At 67.8% G+C, this 17,694-nt stretch carries 14 protein-coding genes and 1 tRNA gene; 5 read left to right on the forward strand and 10 right to left on the reverse strand.

The annotated features are described in order from the left end of the window. Positions 1-19: 19 nt before the first annotated feature. Entirely contained in the window at positions 20-628 is a 609-nt protein-coding gene (gene hisB / locus N7I30_RS17255; protein WP_498640445.1) for an imidazoleglycerol-phosphate dehydratase HisB, read from the reverse strand. Between the two features lie 181 nt (positions 629-809). On the opposite strand from hisB, the gene hslV reads away from it, so the two are divergent. Beyond that, complete coding sequence (gene hslV, locus N7I30_RS17260) at positions 810-1,370, forward strand: ATP-dependent protease subunit HslV (protein ID WP_024352245.1); 561 nt, start codon at positions 810-812, stop codon at positions 1,368-1,370. A gap of 85 nt (positions 1,371-1,455) precedes the next feature. Here the strand turns inward: hslV and N7I30_RS17265 are convergent, their stop codons facing one another. The 5 genes from N7I30_RS17265 to aroA all read right to left on the reverse strand — a co-directional run bounded on the left by N7I30_RS17265 (position 1,456) and on the right by aroA (position 6,606). Beyond that, entirely contained in the window at positions 1,456-2,070 is a 615-nt protein-coding gene (locus N7I30_RS17265; protein ID WP_498640447.1) for a GNAT family N-acetyltransferase, read from the reverse strand. A 131-nt stretch (positions 2,071-2,201) separates the two neighbouring features. Next, entirely contained in the window at positions 2,202-3,902 is a 1,701-nt protein-coding gene (rpsA, locus tag N7I30_RS17270; protein ID WP_024352247.1) for a 30S ribosomal protein S1, read from the reverse strand. A 293-nt stretch (positions 3,903-4,195) separates the two neighbouring features. After that, a complete protein-coding gene (gene cmk / locus N7I30_RS17275; protein ID WP_024352248.1) occupies positions 4,196-4,831 on the reverse strand; it encodes a (d)CMP kinase in 636 nt (211 codons plus the stop codon). A 4-nt stretch (positions 4,832-4,835) separates the two neighbouring features. After that, a complete protein-coding gene (locus N7I30_RS17280; RefSeq protein WP_498640450.1) occupies positions 4,836-5,240 on the reverse strand; it encodes a hypothetical protein in 405 nt (134 codons plus the stop codon). A gap of 1 nt (position 5,241) precedes the next feature. After that, positions 5,242-6,606 (reverse strand): 3-phosphoshikimate 1-carboxyvinyltransferase, encoded by a 1,365-nt coding sequence (aroA, locus tag N7I30_RS17285; RefSeq protein ID WP_188075426.1) that lies wholly within the window; start codon positions 6,604-6,606, stop codon positions 5,242-5,244. 434 nt (positions 6,607-7,040) lie between these two features. Between aroA and N7I30_RS17290 the strand changes: the two genes are divergently transcribed. Both N7I30_RS17290 and N7I30_RS17295 read left to right on the forward strand, forming a co-directional pair. Continuing rightward, positions 7,041-7,490, forward strand: coding sequence for a TIGR02300 family protein (locus N7I30_RS17290; RefSeq protein WP_498640452.1), 450 nt, complete (start codon positions 7,041-7,043; stop codon positions 7,488-7,490). Positions 7,491-7,692: 202 nt separating this feature from the next. Further along, positions 7,693-7,768 (forward strand) — tRNA-Ala (locus N7I30_RS17295). A 160-nt stretch (positions 7,769-7,928) separates the two neighbouring features. Here the strand turns inward: N7I30_RS17295 and N7I30_RS17300 are convergent. From N7I30_RS17300 to N7I30_RS17315, 4 genes are all read right to left on the reverse strand, one after another. After that, complete coding sequence (locus tag N7I30_RS17300) at positions 7,929-8,618, reverse strand: pentapeptide repeat-containing protein (RefSeq protein ID WP_498640612.1); 690 nt, start codon at positions 8,616-8,618, stop codon at positions 7,929-7,931. Positions 8,619-8,820: 202 nt separating this feature from the next. Continuing rightward, positions 8,821-10,113, reverse strand: coding sequence for a DUF2254 family protein (locus N7I30_RS17305; RefSeq protein ID WP_498640454.1), 1,293 nt, complete (start codon positions 10,111-10,113; stop codon positions 8,821-8,823). Positions 10,114-10,132: 19 nt separating this feature from the next. After that, the gene (locus N7I30_RS17310) at positions 10,133-11,632 is read right to left on the reverse strand and encodes a sensor histidine kinase (RefSeq protein WP_498640456.1); all 1,500 of its coding nucleotides are present in this window, start codon (positions 11,630-11,632) and stop codon (positions 10,133-10,135) included. A 124-nt stretch (positions 11,633-11,756) separates the two neighbouring features. Beyond that, positions 11,757-13,124 (reverse strand): alpha/beta fold hydrolase, encoded by a 1,368-nt coding sequence (locus N7I30_RS17315; RefSeq protein WP_498640458.1) that lies wholly within the window; start codon positions 13,122-13,124, stop codon positions 11,757-11,759. 205 nt (positions 13,125-13,329) lie between these two features. On the opposite strand from N7I30_RS17315, the gene N7I30_RS17320 reads away from it, so the two are divergent. After that, positions 13,330-14,292 (forward strand): TAXI family TRAP transporter solute-binding subunit, encoded by a 963-nt coding sequence (locus tag N7I30_RS17320; protein WP_498640460.1) that lies wholly within the window; start codon positions 13,330-13,332, stop codon positions 14,290-14,292. A gap of 166 nt (positions 14,293-14,458) precedes the next feature. Beyond that, complete coding sequence (locus N7I30_RS17325; RefSeq protein ID WP_498640462.1) at positions 14,459-17,260, forward strand: TRAP transporter permease; 2,802 nt, start codon at positions 14,459-14,461, stop codon at positions 17,258-17,260. Positions 17,261-17,694: the final 434 nt, after the last annotated feature.

A 17,694-nucleotide genomic window follows, 5' to 3' on the forward strand; every position in this document is an offset into this window, starting at 1 on the left:
CGTCCCGCCGGCCGCGCGGTCACGCCAGCGTGCCCTTGGTGGAGGGCACGAGGTCGGCCTGGCGCGGATCGATCGCCACGGCGTCGCCCAGCACCCGCGCCACCGCCTTGAAGCAGGTCTCGGCGACGTGGTGGGCGTTGCTGCCATAAAGATTGGTCAGATGCAGCGTCACGCCGGCATTCTGCGCCAGCGCCTGGAAGAACTCCTGCACCAGCTCGGTGTCGAAGCTGCCGATCTTGTGGCGAGAGAACTCAGCCTGGAAGACGAGGAACGGGCGGCCCGACACGTCGATCGCGGCGCGGGTCAGGCACTCGTCCATGGCAAGATCGAGCGAGGCGTAGCGACGGATGCCGCGGCGCTCCCCCAAGGCCTGGCGGATCGCCTGGCCGAGCGCGATGCCGGTGTCCTCGACCGTGTGGTGGTCGTCGATGTGGTGATCGCCCTTGGCCGAGATGTCCATGTCGATCAGCGAATGGCGCGACAGCTGTTCGAGCATGTGGTCGAAGAAGCCAACGCCGGTGTCGATGGTCGAACGGCCGCTGCCGTCGAGATCGACGCGCACGCGGATCGCGGTCTCGTTGGTCTGTCTCTCGACGACGGCATCACGCCGCCCGGCAGTCTGGCCCATCGCTGTCACCTTCGCGGGGAATGTCCCGGCGCTCTTACCACCGCCCCATGGCAGATGTCACCTCGCAGGCCGCTTCCTTGGCAAGGCCGGCCCGAAGGCCCACATGGGGCCCGGATCGGCGGTTCCTGCGGCCTCGAACGGCGCAGCGGCCCGCTGGATGGAAAAGGACAGTGCGATGAGCATGGAAAACCACGACCCGGCCACGATCTACGGCACCACCATCGTCACCGTGCGCAAGGGCGGCAAGGTGGTCATCGCCGGCGACGGGCAGGTGTCGCTCGGCAATACGGTGATGAAGGGCAATGCCCGCAAGGTGCGCCGGATCGGCAAGAAGGGCGATGTCATCGCCGGCTTCGCCGGCGCGACCGCCGACGCCTTCACCCTCTTGGAGCGGCTCGAGGCCAAGCTCGAGCAATATCCCGACCAGCTCATGCGCGCCTGTGTCGAACTCGCCAAGGACTGGCGCACCGACCGCTATCTGCGCCGTCTGGAAGCGATGATGATCGTCGCCGACCGGCAGGTGACTCTGACCCTGACCGGCAATGGCGACGTGCTGGAGCCCGAGCATGGCGTCATCGCCATCGGCTCCGGCGGCAATTACGCCCTGGCCGCGGCACGGGCCCTTGCCGATACGGATTACGACGCCGAGGAGATCGCCCGCCGCGCCATGAAGATCGCCGGCGAGATCTGCATCTACACCAACGACAATGTCGTCGTCGAAAGCCTCGACGAGACCGCGTAACAATTCGGGGGTGCCGCGAGGCGCCCTCGTTTTATACCCATCAGCGTGACCCGCCGGCGACCAACGCCGGCAAGGCAATCGCGGATCAGCCCGCCGCGCGCTCACCGATCATCGGGAAATGCGGCGCCGCCTGCCGGTCGAACAGGCCGATGAGCCGCGGATCGTCGGCGACCTCCACCATCTGGCGCACCGGCGTGAAACCCGAGCGCCGGTAGAAGGCCATCGCCTTGGGATGATCCATCGTGTTGGTGTGCAGCCAGAGCTTGTCGATCGGCCGGGCGAAGGCGGCCGCGATGGCGCGGCCCATCATGAAGCGCGCCGCGCGGGTGCCGATCAGCACCTCGGTCACGCCGAAGAACACCAGTTCGCAGGCGCCGTCCTCGCGGAAATCCAGCTCCACCAGCCCCTGCGGCACCCCGTCCACGTCGAGCGTGTGGATCGCCACATCCGGATGCCGGATCGTCGCGGCCAGCTCGTCTGCCGGCAGCGCCAGCCGCGAATACCACAGATGATTGCCGCCGATGCGGCGATACAGCGCCTCGTACCAGGCCGGATCTGGCTCGGTGACGCGCTGGAACTGCCAGTTCGCCTCGCCCGGCAGCTGTTCGAGCCCGGCCGGCGGCGCGGTCATCTCCAGCACCGTGGCGATGGCGGCGATCTTGCCGGGCGGGATGGCGGTGAAGCCGTCGGGAAGCTGCATGGGGCGCGCGCTCTGTGTCTGGAGAAGCTGACGAGAAAAGGCCCGCGGAGAGCTCTCGCCGCGGGCCTTTTTGATTCACGTGAAATATTCCGCGCCACCTGAAGCGGCGCGGAATGCGAAGGCCCTAAGGCCTATTCTTCGTCGCCACGACCCTTCAGGGCCGCGCCGAGGATGTCGCCCAGCGAAGCGCCGGAGTCGGACGAACCGAACTGTGCGACGGCTTCCTTCTCTTCGGCGATCTGCAGCGCCTTGATCGACACGCCGACGCGGCGCGCCTTCTTGTCGAACTGCGTGACGCGGGCGTCGATCTTCTGGCCGACCGAGTAACGCTCGGGGCGCTGCTCGTCGCGATCGCGGGCAATGTCGGAGCGACGGATGAAGGAGGTCAGATCGGTATCGACGATCTTCACTTCCAGGCCGCCATCCTTCACTTCCGTGACCTCGCAGGTGACCACGGCGCCGCGGCGCACGTCACCGGCTTCAGCCGCCTCGACGAACGGATCGCCACCGACCTGCTTCATGCCGAGCGAGATGCGCTCCTTGTCGATGTCGACGTCGAGCACCTGGGCCTTGACGAGGTCGCCCTTGTTGAACTCCTCGATGACCTGCTCGCCCGGACGGTTCCAGTCGAGATCCGACAGGTGGACCATGCCGTCCACGTCGCCGTCCAGACCGATGAACAGACCGAACTCGGTCTTGTTCTTGACCTCGCCCTCGACGATCGTGCCGATCGGGAACTGGTCGCGGAAGCTCTCCCACGGATTGGCGAGCGTCTGCTTGAGACCCAGCGAGATGCGGCGCTTGTTCGGGTCGACCTCGAGAACGACGACCTCGACCTCCTGGGAGGTGGAGAGGATCTTGCCCGGATGGACGTTCTTCTTCGTCCAGGACATCTCGGAGACGTGGATGAGGCCTTCGATGCCCGGCTCCAGCTCGACGAACGCACCGTAGTCGGTGATGTTCGTGACGCGACCGGTGACCTTGACGCCCATCGGGTACTTGACGCCGATGCCATCCCAGGGATCGGCCTCGAGCTGCTTCATGCCCAGCGAGATGCGATGCGTCTCCTGGTTGATGCGGATGATCTGGACCTTCACCGTCTGACCGATCTGCAGGATCTCGGTCGGATGGTTGACGCGGCGCCATGCCATGTCGGTCACATGCAGCAGACCGTCGATGCCACCGAGGTCGACGAAGGCGCCGTAATCGGTGATGTTCTTGACGATACCGTCGACGACCTGACCCTCTTCGAGGTTCTGGACGATCTCCGAACGCTGCTCCGCACGGCTCTCCTCGAGCACGGTCCGGCGCGAGACGACGATGTTGCCGCGACGCTTGTCCATCTTCAGGATCTGGAACGGCTGCGGCGTGTTCATCAGCGGGCCGACGTCGCGGATCGGACGGATGTCGACCTGCGAGCGCGGCAGGAAGGCCACGGCCCCGTCGAGGTCGACCGTGAAGCCGCCCTTGACCTGGTTGAAGATCTGGCCTTCGACCTTCTCGTTGTTGTTGAACTTCTCCTCGAGGCGAACCCAGCTCTCCTCGCGGCGCGCCTTGTCGCGCGACAGGACGGCTTCGCCGAGGGCGTTCTCGATGCGCTCGACATAGATCTCGACGACGTCGCCGACCTGGAGACCACCGTCTGCGCCCTTGGCGCCGAATTCCTTGAGGGCGACGCGGCCCTCGACCTTCAGGCCGGCGTCGATGACGGCCATGTCTTTCTCGATCGCGACGACGGTGCCCTTGACGACCATGCCTTCGGCGACGTCCTGCTCATGGAACGAGGCTTCGAGCAGTGAGGCGAAATCTTCGCGCGGGGATACGTTGGACATTCCTACTCCTTGGGGACTCTCTCGGTCTGGTCGAGAGAGCAGCGCGCCGTGGGGCGAGGCCCCGGGTCAGACGTTGCAAACGTCCGGGATCGCGGTCCGGCCCATCCCGGCGTTGACGGCGGGGAGGGGCCCGAAGGACGACCGCCTCTAGGCGGGTCGGCATTCGTGCGGCGCGCGGGACCGCGGCCGGACAGGTGATATCGAAGCTCTGGGCAGGGCCGGCAGATACGCGCAGGCCGATAGCCGAAAAGGACGTGGTCCAGTTCTGAACCCGCCCCGCAAACTCCGTTCCGTCAGGCCAGGGCGCGATCGATGACCGCGCAGGCCGCCTGGAACGCCGCTTCTATACCCAATTCGCTGGTGTCCAGCAAGTGTGCATCGGGCGCCGGCCGCAGCGGCGCGATGGCACGGCCGGCATCGCGGGCGTCGCGCTCGCGCACTTCGGCGAGAATCCGCTCGTAATCCACGTCGCGGCCCTTGGCGGCGAGTTCGTCGGTGCGCCGGCGTGCCCGCACCTCGGCGGAAGCCGTGACGAAGATCTTCACCCGCGCCTGCGGGCAGATCACCGTGCCGATGTCGCGGCCATCGAGCACCGCACCCTCGGCGCGGGCGGCGAAGCTGCGCTGGAATTCGGTCAGCGCCGTGCGGACCGCGCCGTGCACGGCGACGCGCGAGGCGAGCTCGCCGGCTTCGCGGCCGCGCAGCGACCCGTCGTCGAGATGGCTGGTGTCGAGCTCGGTCGCGATCGCGCCGGTGGCTTGCGCATCGTCGAGATCGACGCCGCGATCGTCGGCGAGCTTGCCGACGGCGCGGTAGAGCAGCCCGGTATCGAGATAGGGCAGGCCGTAATGCGCCGCGACGCGCTTGGCCAGCGTGCCCTTGCCGGCCGCCGCAGGGCCGTCGATCGCGATGGTGAGCGCCGTGGTCATGGGGTCAATCCGTATTGGCCGACGCATCCGGTCCGGGCGTCGGGGTGGCAAGGGTGGCGACACCGCGGGCGTCGAGAACCAGAAGCACGGCGGCGATCACCGCGCCGAGGAGATAGGGGATCGCCACCATGAACAGGATCAGCGCCAGTTCGCCGATCTTGCGGGCCGCGCCGATGACGAAGTCGATGACGCCGTTGCCGGTGGCCAGTACCGCGTCGCCCGCGCCGAGCGGCGCATTGGCGTGGAGGAGGGCCAGGACGACGCAGCCGGCGACGAAGAGCGGCATGGGAAGCAGTGCGGTGAGGCGGCCCTTCAGGGTTCCCGGCGCGGCCTGCAGCTGGCGGGCGCGGTAACGCCCGTAGATGAAGGCCAGCGGCGAGAAGAACAGGAGCGCCAGAAACGCCGTCAAATCATGCTCCGTCGGACAGATCGGCGCCGAGGCCGGCCATCATCGCCTGGAACGCCGGGAAGCTGGTCGCGATCATCCGGCCGTCATCGACGGTGACGGCGCGCTCGCAGGCCATGCCCAGCACCAGGAAGCTCATGGCGATGCGGTGGTCGAGATGGGTGGCCACCGTGCCGCCGCCATAGGCGCCGTCCGGGCCGCGGCCGTCCGGATTGCCGGTCACGGTCAGCCAGTCGGCGCCCTCCTCGTGGACGATGCCGTTGGCCGCGAGCCCGGCGGCGACGGCGGCGAGGCGGTCGCTCTCCTTGACCCGCAGCTCGTCGAGGCCGCGCATCACCGTGGTGCCCCTGGCGAAGGCGGCGGCCATGGCCAGCACCGGATATTCGTCGATCATCGACGGTGCGCGCTCGGCCGGGACCTCGACCGCCGTCAGCTCCGAATGGCGCACGCGCAAATCGGCGACGTCCTCGCCGCCGGCCACGCGCCGGTTCAGGATCTCGATCGACCCGCCCATCTCGATCAGCGTCTCGACGAGGCCGCTGCGGGTCGGGTTCATCAGGACGTTCTCCACCGTCACGTCGGAGCCCGGCACGATCAGCGCGGCGACGACAGGGAAGCCCGCCGAGGACGGATCGCCCGGCACGGTGAAGTCGGCAACGCCCTTGAGGTCGCCCTGGCCCTCGAGCCGGATATGGCGCACGCCCTCGGCGTCGGTCTCCACTTCCAGCGCGGCGCCGAAGCCCTGCAGCATCTTCTCGGTGTGGTCGCGGGTCATCACCGGCTCGACGACGGTAGTGATGCCGGGGGCGTTGAGGCCGGCGAGCAGCACCGCCGACTTGACCTGCGCCGACGCCATCGGCACCCGGTATTCGATGGGCGCGGCGACGCGCGGCCCGTGCAGCGACAGCGGCAGCCGGTCGCCCGAACGCGCCACGACCTGGGTGCCCATCAGCCGCAGCGGATCGAGGACCCGGCCCATCGGGCGCTTCGACAGCGACGCGTCGCCGACGAAGGTGGCGCCGAAATCATAGGAGCCGACGAGGCCCATGGTCAGGCGCACGCCGGTGCCGGCATTGCCGAAATCGATGATGCCCTCTGGCTCCAGGAGGCAGCCATTGCCGACGCCCTCGACCACCCAGGTCTCGCCCTCCTTGCGGATCTGTGCGCCCATGGCGCGCATGGCATTGCCGGTGGCGATCACGTCCTCGCCTTCGAGGAGCCCGGTGACGCGGGTCGTTCCGGCTGCGATGCCGCCGAACAGGAAGGCGCGATGCGAGATCGACTTGTCGCCGGGAACCGTGACCGTGCCGGTCAGCGCGGCCGAATGGCGAGCGGCGATCGGCCGGGGGTTGGCTGCGCTTCCATGCATGTGACGTTCTTCCCGGTTCTCTTCGGCCCCGCACGGGTGGCCTGGCGTCGTGGCGCGGCGGGCGAACGGCCCGGCCGGCGGCATCGGGGCCGCGCGGCGGCCACCCTGTCGTCCCGCCTGCCGGGGTGGAAATCGGCGGCCGGGACGGCGGCCCTTTCTGTCGCCCGAATCGGGCTTTGACAAGGGCCGGTCTAGGCCGTATGGGACCAACCGATTTTCAACGGACCGGCACAGCGTCGCGAAAGCGCCAGATACCGGCCGCGTCACGGGCTTGCCGCGGCGGGGCCGGCGGCTTCGTCGCAGCGCTCGGCGGCCCGGTCTGCCTGTTCCGGCCTGGGCCGCGGATCGGCGGACATCGACCGCCGCATGCAACCCGGACCCCGATCAACCAGTTGGACGCGTCAGGCGACCATCCCGATCATCACGAGGCGATAATGGCGAAACCCGAACTTGGTACCAAGCGGACCGATCCCGAGACCGGGAAGAAGTTCTACGACCTGAACCGCGATCCGATCGTCTCGCCCTTCACCGGCAAGACCTATCCGCTGTCCTTCTTCGAGACCGTCGAGGTTTCGCGCTCCTCCGCCGCCGCCGCCAAGGCGAAGGCCAAGGCGGCCGCCGCCAAGCAGGCGGCCGACGAGGAAGAGGAGGATGAGGACGATACGGTGGAGATCGAGCAGACCGACAACACCGTGTCGCTCAACGACGTTGAGGAAGAAGAGGGCACCGCCAAGGCCAAGGCCAAAACGGATGTCGACGAGACCGACGACGAAGACGCCACCGACGACGACGATGACGACGCCGCCTACCTGCCGGACGACGAGGATGACGACGACGACGTCTCCGACATCATCGGCGGCGGCCGCGACGACGACGAGGACTGATCCGGTCTTCGAAGCGCATAACCGTCGGCCGACCGGCCGGCGGGACCGTGCGAAAACAGGCGGTTCCGGAAAATTTTCCGGCATCGCATCCCGACGAGGGAAAACCACTTGACCCTCGCGGCGGGCTTGATTAAACCCCGCCCACACAACGCGAGCCCGACCACCAGACGGGCTCCGTCATTCGCCGGTCAACCGGCGGCGTGGGGCCATAGCTCAGCTGGGAGAGCGCTACAATGGCATTGTAGAGGTCAGCGGTTCGATCCCGCTTGGCTCCACCAAATTCTTTCCTCACCATTCTGAACAGACAGCGAGCCACCGGGCGGTCCGTCCCTGGGCCCTGATGACCGATGGCCTGTCCTGGCTCCTGCCGCGACGAGTGCCGATCGCGCGATTGTTTCGCGGCCCTTTGTCGGGTCCTGCCGCCCGTACTCTCAGCTCTCACTCCGCCGGGCACGGCCAGTCGGCCGGGCGCTGCAGGCCGTCGGGCAGGCGCGTCGCATCGTCGCCGCAGGCAAGGTCGAGCTGCGCCTGTTCCAGGCCCGTCGCCGTCGCAAGATCCAGCCCTTCCAGCCGTGTCAGATACAGATAGGCGCCGGTGAAATCGGGCTGCCCGGTCAGGGTCGCGCCGGTGAACTGGGCGCGGGCGAGATTGGCGTAGCTGAAGCGGGCCCCGGTGAGATCGGCGCCGCGGAACGAGGCGCGGCCGAGTTCGGCCTTGTCGAAGCGGCTGCCGGGCAATTTGGCGGCGTCGAAGCTCGCCCGCTGGAATTCGCCGCCCTCGAAGGCCGCGTCCCTGGCCGCCAGATAGGACAGGTTGGCGCGGTAGCCCTCGACCTTGCGGAAGCTGGCCCCGTCGGCCTGTGCCCCGGCCAGCGATGCGCGCACCAGCGTCGCCTTCTCCAGATTGGCTTCGGCGAGATTCACGTTGCGCAGATCCGTGAGGGTGAAATCGGTGTCGGTCAGGTCGGCGCCTGCGAGGTCGACGCCCGACAGCATGAGATTGCTGCGGTCGCAATGGCTCCAGTCGATGCCGGGCTCGGCCGAGCCCTTGCAGTCGGCGGCCAGCGCGGACGGCGCGGCGAGACCAAGGGCCAGCCCCAGGACGCCGCCGAACAGCGTGGCGGCCACCGTCCGCGAACTGCCCGAACCGCTCGCTGCCGCGTCGCTTATGGCGCGCCGTCGCCTGATGGGTGTCACCTGCGTTCCTCCCGCGCCGCCGGGCGCTTCCTTGCGACTATCGTCGTTGCCGCGTTGCGAGACAATCGGGCCATGTGCCTCATGGTGATGAAACGGCGAGCCTCACCGCCGGTTGCAGCGGACCCGCGTGCCGTTACGCATCGTGCAGGATGGCCGCCCCGTCCCATGCCGCGGCGATGGCGGCGCGGTCGCGATCGGTCTCCGCCTTCGCCACGGCCTGGTCGGCCAGCGCACGGGCCTGATCCTCCAGGAATCGCCGGATCCCGGCATCGCCGATCATGCCGGTCGCCCGGCGCAGCATGACGATCAGCCGGATCGCCACCTGCGGATTGGGCGCCGCGGCGTTTCGCAACCCGTCCAGCGGCGTTCGGAACAGCCGGATGAAGGGCTCCTCGACCGCCAGGAGGCGGGCATTGCCGGCGGCGTCGGCCACCCATTGCGGATGCTGGGGGAGATTGCCCTGCGCGATCAGGGTCGGGCCGAGCCCGTCGATACAGGCAAAGGCCGTGTAGAAGTCGTTCACCGCCGGGGACAGGGCCCGGCCGGCGATCTCGACCAGAAGATTCACGTGGAACGGCGCGCCCTGCGCGCCGCTGCGGAAGCGCCCGATGCCGAAGGCGCGCGTCAGGGCCGTCGCCTGCCCGTCGTCCAGCGGGTCGCTTGCGAGAAGGGCCAGCGGCTCGCCCCGCATTACATAGTCGCCGACGCTCACGACGAGCTTCAGATGCCCGCCCGCCTCGCCCATCCGGTCGGCCAGCGCCAGGCGGTCGATGGTCTCGACATAGCCGTCGCGGGGTGCGGCGAGCACCCGGCCGGCGGTCCAGTCGATCGTCGGGGCCGTGGCCGCCAGTCTGCGGAGCGGCGTCGCGTCGGCCACCGCGTCCATGCGGAGCGCCGTGATGTCGGTGTCGACATGGATGATGCGGCCGAGATCGTGCAGGGCGAAGGCCAGCCACGAAATGACGAAGAGCGTGACAACGAGCAGCGTGAACAGGGTCAGGCGCGCATAGCCGTCCTCGCCGTCGCCGGCATTGACGGCGGCCAGGGCCATCAGCGCCCAGGCGAGGGAGCCGAGCAGGAGGCCGATGGTGAAGCGGACCCGGCCATGGCCGATCCAGCGGTCGATCAGCCGTACCCCGAGATTGCCGGCGGCAAGCGTCAGCACCAAGAGCGTGATCGAGAAATACAGGGAGACGAAGGTGGCGTGGACCGCGGCGAAGGTGTTCGCCAGCTCGCGGGCCGTGCCGCCCGACAGCGCGAAGGGGTAGCCGAAGCTGCCGATCCAGGCCGATGCACCGCCGGCATCGAGCAGCAGAAGGGCGAAGGCAATAGCGATCGCCGCTGCGATCATCAGGACCGGCAAGCCCCAGAAACTGTGCCACAGAAGGCTCGCGAACCAGCGCAGGGGCGAGTTCGGGCCGGCCATCAGCGGCGCGGCTGCCGGCTCAACCGAGCGATCCCGTCAGCCGGAAGACGACGCCGGACGGCGGAAAGTCGAGCTGGCCGCCACCGTCGAAATACGACCCGACGATCCGCTCGATCAGCCGCGAACCGAAGCCCCGCCGGCTCGGCTCGTTCACATGGGGGCCATCGCGCTCGATCCAGTCGAAGCGGAAATCCTTGTCGGGCCCGACATCCCAGCTGATCTCCACCTTGCCGGTCGGCATCGACAGCGAGCCGTATTTGGCGGCATTGGTCGCCAGCTCGTGCAGGGCCAGCGACAGGCCGAGCACCTGCTGCGGGCTGAGGACGACGTCCGGGCCCGAAATGACGATCCGGCCCTGGCCGGCGCGGTGGGCGGCTAAGGCCTCGTCCACGACCTGCCGGATTCCGGCGCCGGACCAGCTCGTCTGGGTGAGGATGTCCTGCGCCCGGGCGAGCGCCTGCACCCGGCTGGAGATCGCGTCGCGCCCCGCATCGAGGGATTCGGCGGTGCGCAGGCTCTGGGTGACGATCGACTGCACGGTCGCCAGGACGTTCTTCATCCGGTGCGACAATTCGTGGGTCAGTTCCTTGCGCTGTTCCTCGGCCTGATACTCGACCGTGCGATCGCGCAGGATCTTCAGATAGCCGATCTGGACCTCGTCCTCGCCCATCAGCGGCATGATCTCGCCCGACGCCCAGAACCGGCTGCCGTCCTTGCGCTGGTACCAGCCTTCGCCGATGCCGCGGCCGGTCTCGCGCGCGGTCGCCATTTCGCGGACGGCGAGGTCGGCCTCGCGATCCACGGCCGTGAACACCAGGGCGGCGGGCCGGCTCAGCGTCTCGGTCTCGCTCCAACCGAAGATCTGCTGGGCGCCCGGGCTCCAGGAGGTGATCTTGCCGTCGAGATCGGTGGTGATGATCGCGAAGTCCACGGCGCTGTCGACGATCTGCCGGTACTGCGATTCCAGCCGGCGCACGTTGCCGAGGGCGGCCTTGGTGCGCCGCAGGGAGCGATGCAGCTCGAGCTGGACGGAGACCTGCCGGGCGAGAAGGCGCAGCGTGCGGATCTGGTGGGCGTCGAGCTCGCGCGGCGTGTGGTCGAGGACGCACATGGTGCCCAGCGGCAGGCCTTCGGACGAGCGCACGAGAACGCCCGCGTAAAAGCGCAGAGGCGGGTCGCCATAGACCAGCGGATTGTTGTCGAAGCGGGAATCCTGCGTCGCGTCGGGAACGATCATCATGTCTTCGGCGAGCAGCGCATGCTTGCAGAAGGAGATGTCCACCGGCGTCTCGCGCACGCCCAGCCCGACCTCGGCCTTGAAGAACTGGCGGGTATCGGAGACGAAATTGACCACCGCGATGGGCGTGCCGCAGACCTCCGACGCGATCCGGGCGAGATCGTCGAACTCCTCCTCGCGGGGGGTGTCGAGGATCTCGTACGCCTCAAGCGCCTCGATCCGTTCGGCTTCGGTGTAGGTGGGGGTGAGGATGGTCAATGCTGATACGGGCCGCTGGCGCATTCTTCGAAGGTCATGGGAGGGAACTAGACGTCTACCCCCTGTCATCGCAAGAGTAAGGGGGTTTCGCCGCCGAACAATGGCTGCGGCACAAATGCCGCCGGATACCTCTCTGGGGCGCGCAGCGTCAGTCGGTCAGCTCGATCCAGACGACATCGTTGGGGTCGTCGGGCGAGGTTCGGGCCGCGATGACCTCGCCGTCGAAACCGCCGGTCACCGTCTGCGGCGTTTCGCCGGGGATCGCGACGGCAGCCCGCCAGACCGACGGAACCGGCTCGTTTTCCGGGCGGCCGGCGATCGGCAGGGCATCCAGCGTGGCGTTGTCGTCGATGCCGAAATAGCCGCGCGGCCGCATCATGCCGACAATCTCGCCGGGCGCCGAGAGGTCCGGCGCCGGATACAGCCGCAGATGGGCGAGCGTCGTGGAGCGGGGGAAGGGAGCGCGGTAGATCCACGTCAGCGGATAGCCTTCTGCGGCGATCACGAATTCGTAGGCCGCGTCCGGCGCGGCGCGGAACGGCCCGTAGCGTCCGTCCTCGCCGACCGTCTGGCTGAACACCGCGTCGCCAAGGCGTTCGCCGGTCCGTGCGTCCACCGCGAAGATGTCGAGCGTGGCGCCGGCAAGGGGGCGGTTGGTGGGGGCGCCATTGGCAAAGCCGGAGATTTCCCCGCCGATCTGCGGCTGCTCTTCCGGTGTGATCTCCAGCCGGGTCGGCGGTTTGCCGGTGATTGCCGTGTACATGGCGATGAAGGCCTCGGGCGAGGAGGCCGTCTCGCGATGGTCGGCGCCGTCCAGCACCACCGTCGGCGCGCCGTCCAGTTCCGGTGCGTCGTAGGAGACCCCGGTCTCCTGCTCGGGCAGGCCGAGAAACCGGCCGTTGGGCTGGGCGTAGAGATCGAAGCGGTCGGATCGCAGGATCGTCGTCGGGATGCTGTCGGGAATGGCGGGCGGCGTATTGAGGGCGGTCAGGAACGCGCCGGCGCCGTTATATTCCGATCCGGTCCGCTCCTCCGGGTTCACATAAACGCCGTGATGGACGCAGCCGGCCAGTACCATCGTCGCCGTCCTGGCCGCGCCACCGAAATTCTTGACGTAGTTGCGGGCGGTCTGGCAGCCGCGGGAGTGACCGACGATGGCAACCTTGTCGGCGCCGGTCTCGGTGAGCGCCCGGTCCACCGTTGCCGCAACGGCGCGGGCGGCGTCCTCGGTCGAGGAGCGGTTCTCCTGCGCCACCTTGTCGTCGAGCCGCGCCGCCGGGTGGTCGATATCGACGGCGAACAGGCGCTCGGCCGGCACGCCGTTGCTTTCGAAGCGCCACAGGACCGGCATCCAGAAGGCGGCGGAATCGCTGTCGCCATGCACGAAGACGACGGGCGGTACGGCACCTCCAGGCGCCGCCGCGGCGACGGACGGCCCGCCGGCGCCGATCCCGCAAAGGGCCGCCGTCAGCGTGGCCAGGCCAATGCCGCGTCCAGTGCATGTCCAGCGTGTCATAGGGCCCTCTTCCATCATCTGCGTGGCCGAAGAGAGGGCATCCCCGGCCCTTGGCAACCTCTGCGCCGCCTGTATGGCGTTCGGGATCTGCCCGGTCCGCCATCTTGCACATGAGCGGGAAAGTTGTCTTACTGCCGGCACTTGGCCCGACCGAACTCTCCCCTAGGATTGAGTGTCTGGCCGAACAAACAAGAGGAAGCTCCCAATGAAGAAAACCGGATGGGTCGCAGCCGGGCTTGCCGCCCTTGCCATGTCGACCGGCGCGGCCACCGCGCAGGAAAAGTTCATCACCATCGGCACCGGCGGTCAGACCGGCGTGTACTACGTCGTCGGACAGTCCATCTGCCGCCTGGTCAATCGCGAGAGCGAGAAGAACGGCCTGCGCTGCACGGCGCCGTCGACCGGCGCATCGGTCGCCAACATCAATGCCATCAAGGCCGGCGACCAGACCATGGGCGTCGCCCAGTCGGACATGCAGTACAACGCGCTCGAGGGCCAGGACCCCTGGAAGGGCGATCCCTTCGCCGGTGAGCGTGCGGTCTTCTCCATCCATCCCGAGCCGATCACGGTCGTCGCCCGCGCCGATGCCGGCATCGAGAGCTTCGACGACCTGAAGGGCAAGCGCGTCAACATCGGCAACCCGGGCTCCGGCTCGCGCGCCACGATGGAAATCATCATGGACCGCAAGGGCTGGTCGATGGGCGATTTCTCGCTGGCCTCGGAGCTGAAGGCCGCAGAGCAGTCGCAGGCCCTGTGCGACAACAAGGTCGATGCCATCATCTACACGGTCGGCCATCCGAACGGCTCGATCCAGGAGGCCACCACCTCCTGCGCCTCCAAGCTGGTCCCGGTGACCGGCGAGGAAATCGACAAGCTGGTCGACGAGAACCCGTACTATTCCAAGGCGACCATCCCGGGCGGGCTCTATGAGGGCAATGCCGAGGACACCGAGACCTTCGGCGTGCGCGCCACGATGGTCTCGTCCGATCAGGTCGACGAGGAGACCATCTACCAGGTGGTCAAGGCCGTGTTCGAGAACTTCGACCGGTTCAAGAAGCTGCATCCGGCCTTCGAGAACCTGACCAAGGAAGAGATGATCTCGGCCGGCAATTCCGCGCCGCTGCATCCGGGCGCCGAGCGCTACTACAAGGAAGCCGGCCTCCTGTAAGGCCCGGCATCCGGCCGGCCGGCGGCAGATGTCCGTCGGCCGGCTCCCTTGCGCTCCGCCCATGCGGGGCGTCGGCGACGACGAGAGGCCGGTCGTGCGACCCGCCGCCGGTCGTGCCAGAATGTTCCTGTAGTCGCGTATCAGACAGGCGGAGTGACCAGCTGCGATGGCCCGAGACCCACGTCATTCCGAAAGCCTCGACGACGAGCGCAACCGCACCATCGATTCCGTCGACGTCGAATCCGCCACCTCCCGGCAGGAAAAGCTCGACGAGCTCGTCGCCTCCTCCGACACCGGCGGACGCAGCCCCGCCAAGCCCGTCGCCTATCTGATCTCCGGCGTCGCGCTGGCCTGGTCGCTGTTCCAGCTCTGGATCGCCTCGCCGATCCCCTTCATGGTGGGCTTCGGCGTCTTCAACGACACCGAGACGCGCTCGATCCATCTCGCCTTCGCGCTGTTCCTGGCGTTTCTCGCCTTCCCGGCCTCGCGCTCGATCCCCCAGCTCGTGCTGGGCGCCGGCGTGCCGTTGCTGCTCGGCTATCTCTTCCTGGAGGGCGCGACCGGCGTCCTGCCGGGCTGGTACATTCCCGTCATCACGGTGACGATGGTCGTCTTCGCGCTGCTGCCGTCGCCGTCGCGCCGCGTCCTGCCCCATGAATGGGCGCTGGCGATCGCCGGCGCGGTGACCGCCTCCTACCTGTTCTTCGCCTATACCTCGATCTCGGGCCGCGTCGGCGCGCCCAACATGACCGACTTCATGGTCGGCACGGTCGGCCTGATGGTGCTCCTGGAAGGCACGCGACGGGCCCTCGGACCGGCTCTGATGGTCGTGGCGACCGTCTTTCTCGTCTACACCTTCCTCGGCCCCTACATGCCGTCGATCATCGCCCACAAGGGCAACTCGCTGTCGGAAGTGGTCAACCACCAGTGGATCACCACCGAGGGCGTCTTCGGCATCGCGCTCGGCGTGTCGACCTCCTTCGTCTTCCTCTTCGTGCTGTTCGGCTCGCTGCTCGACAAGGCCGGGGCCGGCAGCTACTTCATCAACGTTGCCTTCTCGCTGATGGGCCACATGCGCGGCGGACCGGCCAAGGCCGCCGTCGTCTCCTCGGCCATGACCGGCCTGATCTCCGGCTCGTCCATCGCCAATGTGGTGACCACCGGCACCTTCACCATTCCGCTGATGAAGCGGGTCGGCTTCTCGGCCGAAAAGGCCGGCGCCGTCGAGACGGCATCTTCCGTCAACGGCCAGATCATGCCGCCGGTGATGGGCGCGGCGGCCTTCCTGATGGTCGAATATGTCGGCATCCCGTATTTCGACGTGGTCAAGCACGCCTTCCTGCCGGCGATCATCTCCTACATCGCGCTGGTCTACATCGTGCATCTGGAGGCGATGAAGGCCGGCATGCAGGGCCTGCCGCGCTCCTACGAGCCCAAGCCGTGGCTGCAATGGCTGGTCGGCGTCGTCTTCGGCATTCTCGTCCTGTGCGCCCTGTCCTTCGGCGTCTATTACGGCATGGGCTGGATTCGCCCGGCCTTCGGCGACAATGCCGGCTGGGTGGTCTTCGCGCTGCTCGTGGCGGTCTATGTCGGCCTTCTGTGGTACGGCGCGAAATATCCGGCGCCGAAGATGGACGATCCGGACAAGCCTATCACCGAACTGCCGCGTCCCGGCCCGACGGTGAAATCCGGCCTGCACTTCATCCTGCCGGTCGTCGTCCTCGTCTGGGCGCTAATGGTGGATCGCCTGTCGCCGGGCCTGTCAGCCTTCTGGGCGGCGGCCTTCATGATCTTCATCCTGATCACCCAGCACCCGATCACCGCCTTCTTCCGCGGCACCGGCGATTACGGGTTCCAGACCACCCGCGGCTTCCTCGACCTGATCGACGGCCTGATCACCGGCGCCCGCAACATGATCGGCATCGGCATCGCCACCGCCACGGCCGGCGTCATCGTCGGCGCCGTGTCCCAGACCGGCGTCGGCTCGGCGCTGGCGGAAGTGGTGGAGGTCCTGTCCGGCGGCAATCTGATGGCGATCCTGCTTCTGACCGCCGTCCTGTCGCTGATCCTCGGCATGGGCCTGCCGACGACCGCCAACTACATCGTCGTCTCGGCGCTGCTCGCCCCGGTCATCGTCACGCTGGGCGAGGCCAACGGCCTGATCGTGCCGCTCATTGCGGTGCATCTCTTCGTCTTCTATTTCGGCATCATGGCCGACGTGACGCCCCCGGTGGGCCTCGCCTCCTTCGCGGCGGCGGCCGTCTCGGGCGGCGATCCGATCAAGACCGGCGCCATCGCCTTCTTCTACTCGCTGCGCACCGCCGCGCTGCCCTTCCTGTTCATCTTCAACACCGACCTCCTGCTGATCAATGTCGACATCCCGCACGGCATCTTCATCGCCATCGTCGCGACGATCGCCATGCTCTTGTTCGCGGCGGCGACGCAGGGCTGGTTCCTGACCCGCAACCGCGCTTATGAATCCGTCGCGCTGCTGCTGATCGCCTTCACCCTGTTCCGGCCGGGCTTCTGGATGGACATGCTGGTCGCGCCCTATTCCGAGCGGCCGGGCAGCGAGGTCGTCGAGGCGGCGGCCGAGACGCCGCAGGACGAGCCGCTGCGCCTGCGCATCGACTATCTCGATGCCTTCGGCGAGCCGTCCCAGCGTTCTGTCGAACTGCCGCTTCCGGCCGGCGCGACCGGCGAGGAACGGCTGCAGAATGCCGGCCTGGAACTGATCGACCGCGACGGCAAGACGATCATCGACAATGTCGCCTTCGGTTCGGCCGCCGAGAAGGCCGGGCTCGACTGGGACCAGGAGATCACCCTGGTGCGCACGCCCACCGATCAGCCGTCGAAATACTGGATGTTCATTCCCGCGCTTGCGGTGCTCGGCCTGATCGTCTGGGCCCAGCGCCGCCGACGTCCGGCGGACGAGACGCATCAGGGCCAGACGGTCGTCGCGGCCTGAGGCGCGTTCGCGACATCCCGGGAAGCCGGCGGACCCTGTTCGGCTAAGCTGCTATCGAAGCCGGCCCCTCAAACGAAAGAAGCGCGGCGAACCGGGTTCGCCGCGCTTCTTTCATGTCTGCGCCGACTGACATGTCGGTCGCCTGTCGCCCATCCGGCCGGCTGTTCTCAGCGCGACGCCGGGGGCGGAAATTAGCCGACGAGCTTCAGCAACGCGACAGTCGCAAGCAGCGCGACGGTAAGCATGCCGGAGACGGCGAGGGACTGCATGAGAGGGCTGCGGGTCATGGTGTGCGCCTTTCGTCGAGCGCGTTGCTGATGCCGCGCATATGCGTTGGACGAAGGGGCCGATCCAGTCTGTTTTGCGACACGCGATGCCGCGCCAGAGACATTCTTTCACGCGGCTTCAGTTTCGTGCAAGCAACGCCCTCAATC

It is taken from the genome of Aurantimonas litoralis, assembly GCF_026153195.1.
Taxonomy (GTDB): domain Bacteria; phylum Pseudomonadota; class Alphaproteobacteria; order Rhizobiales; family Rhizobiaceae; genus Aurantimonas; species Aurantimonas coralicida.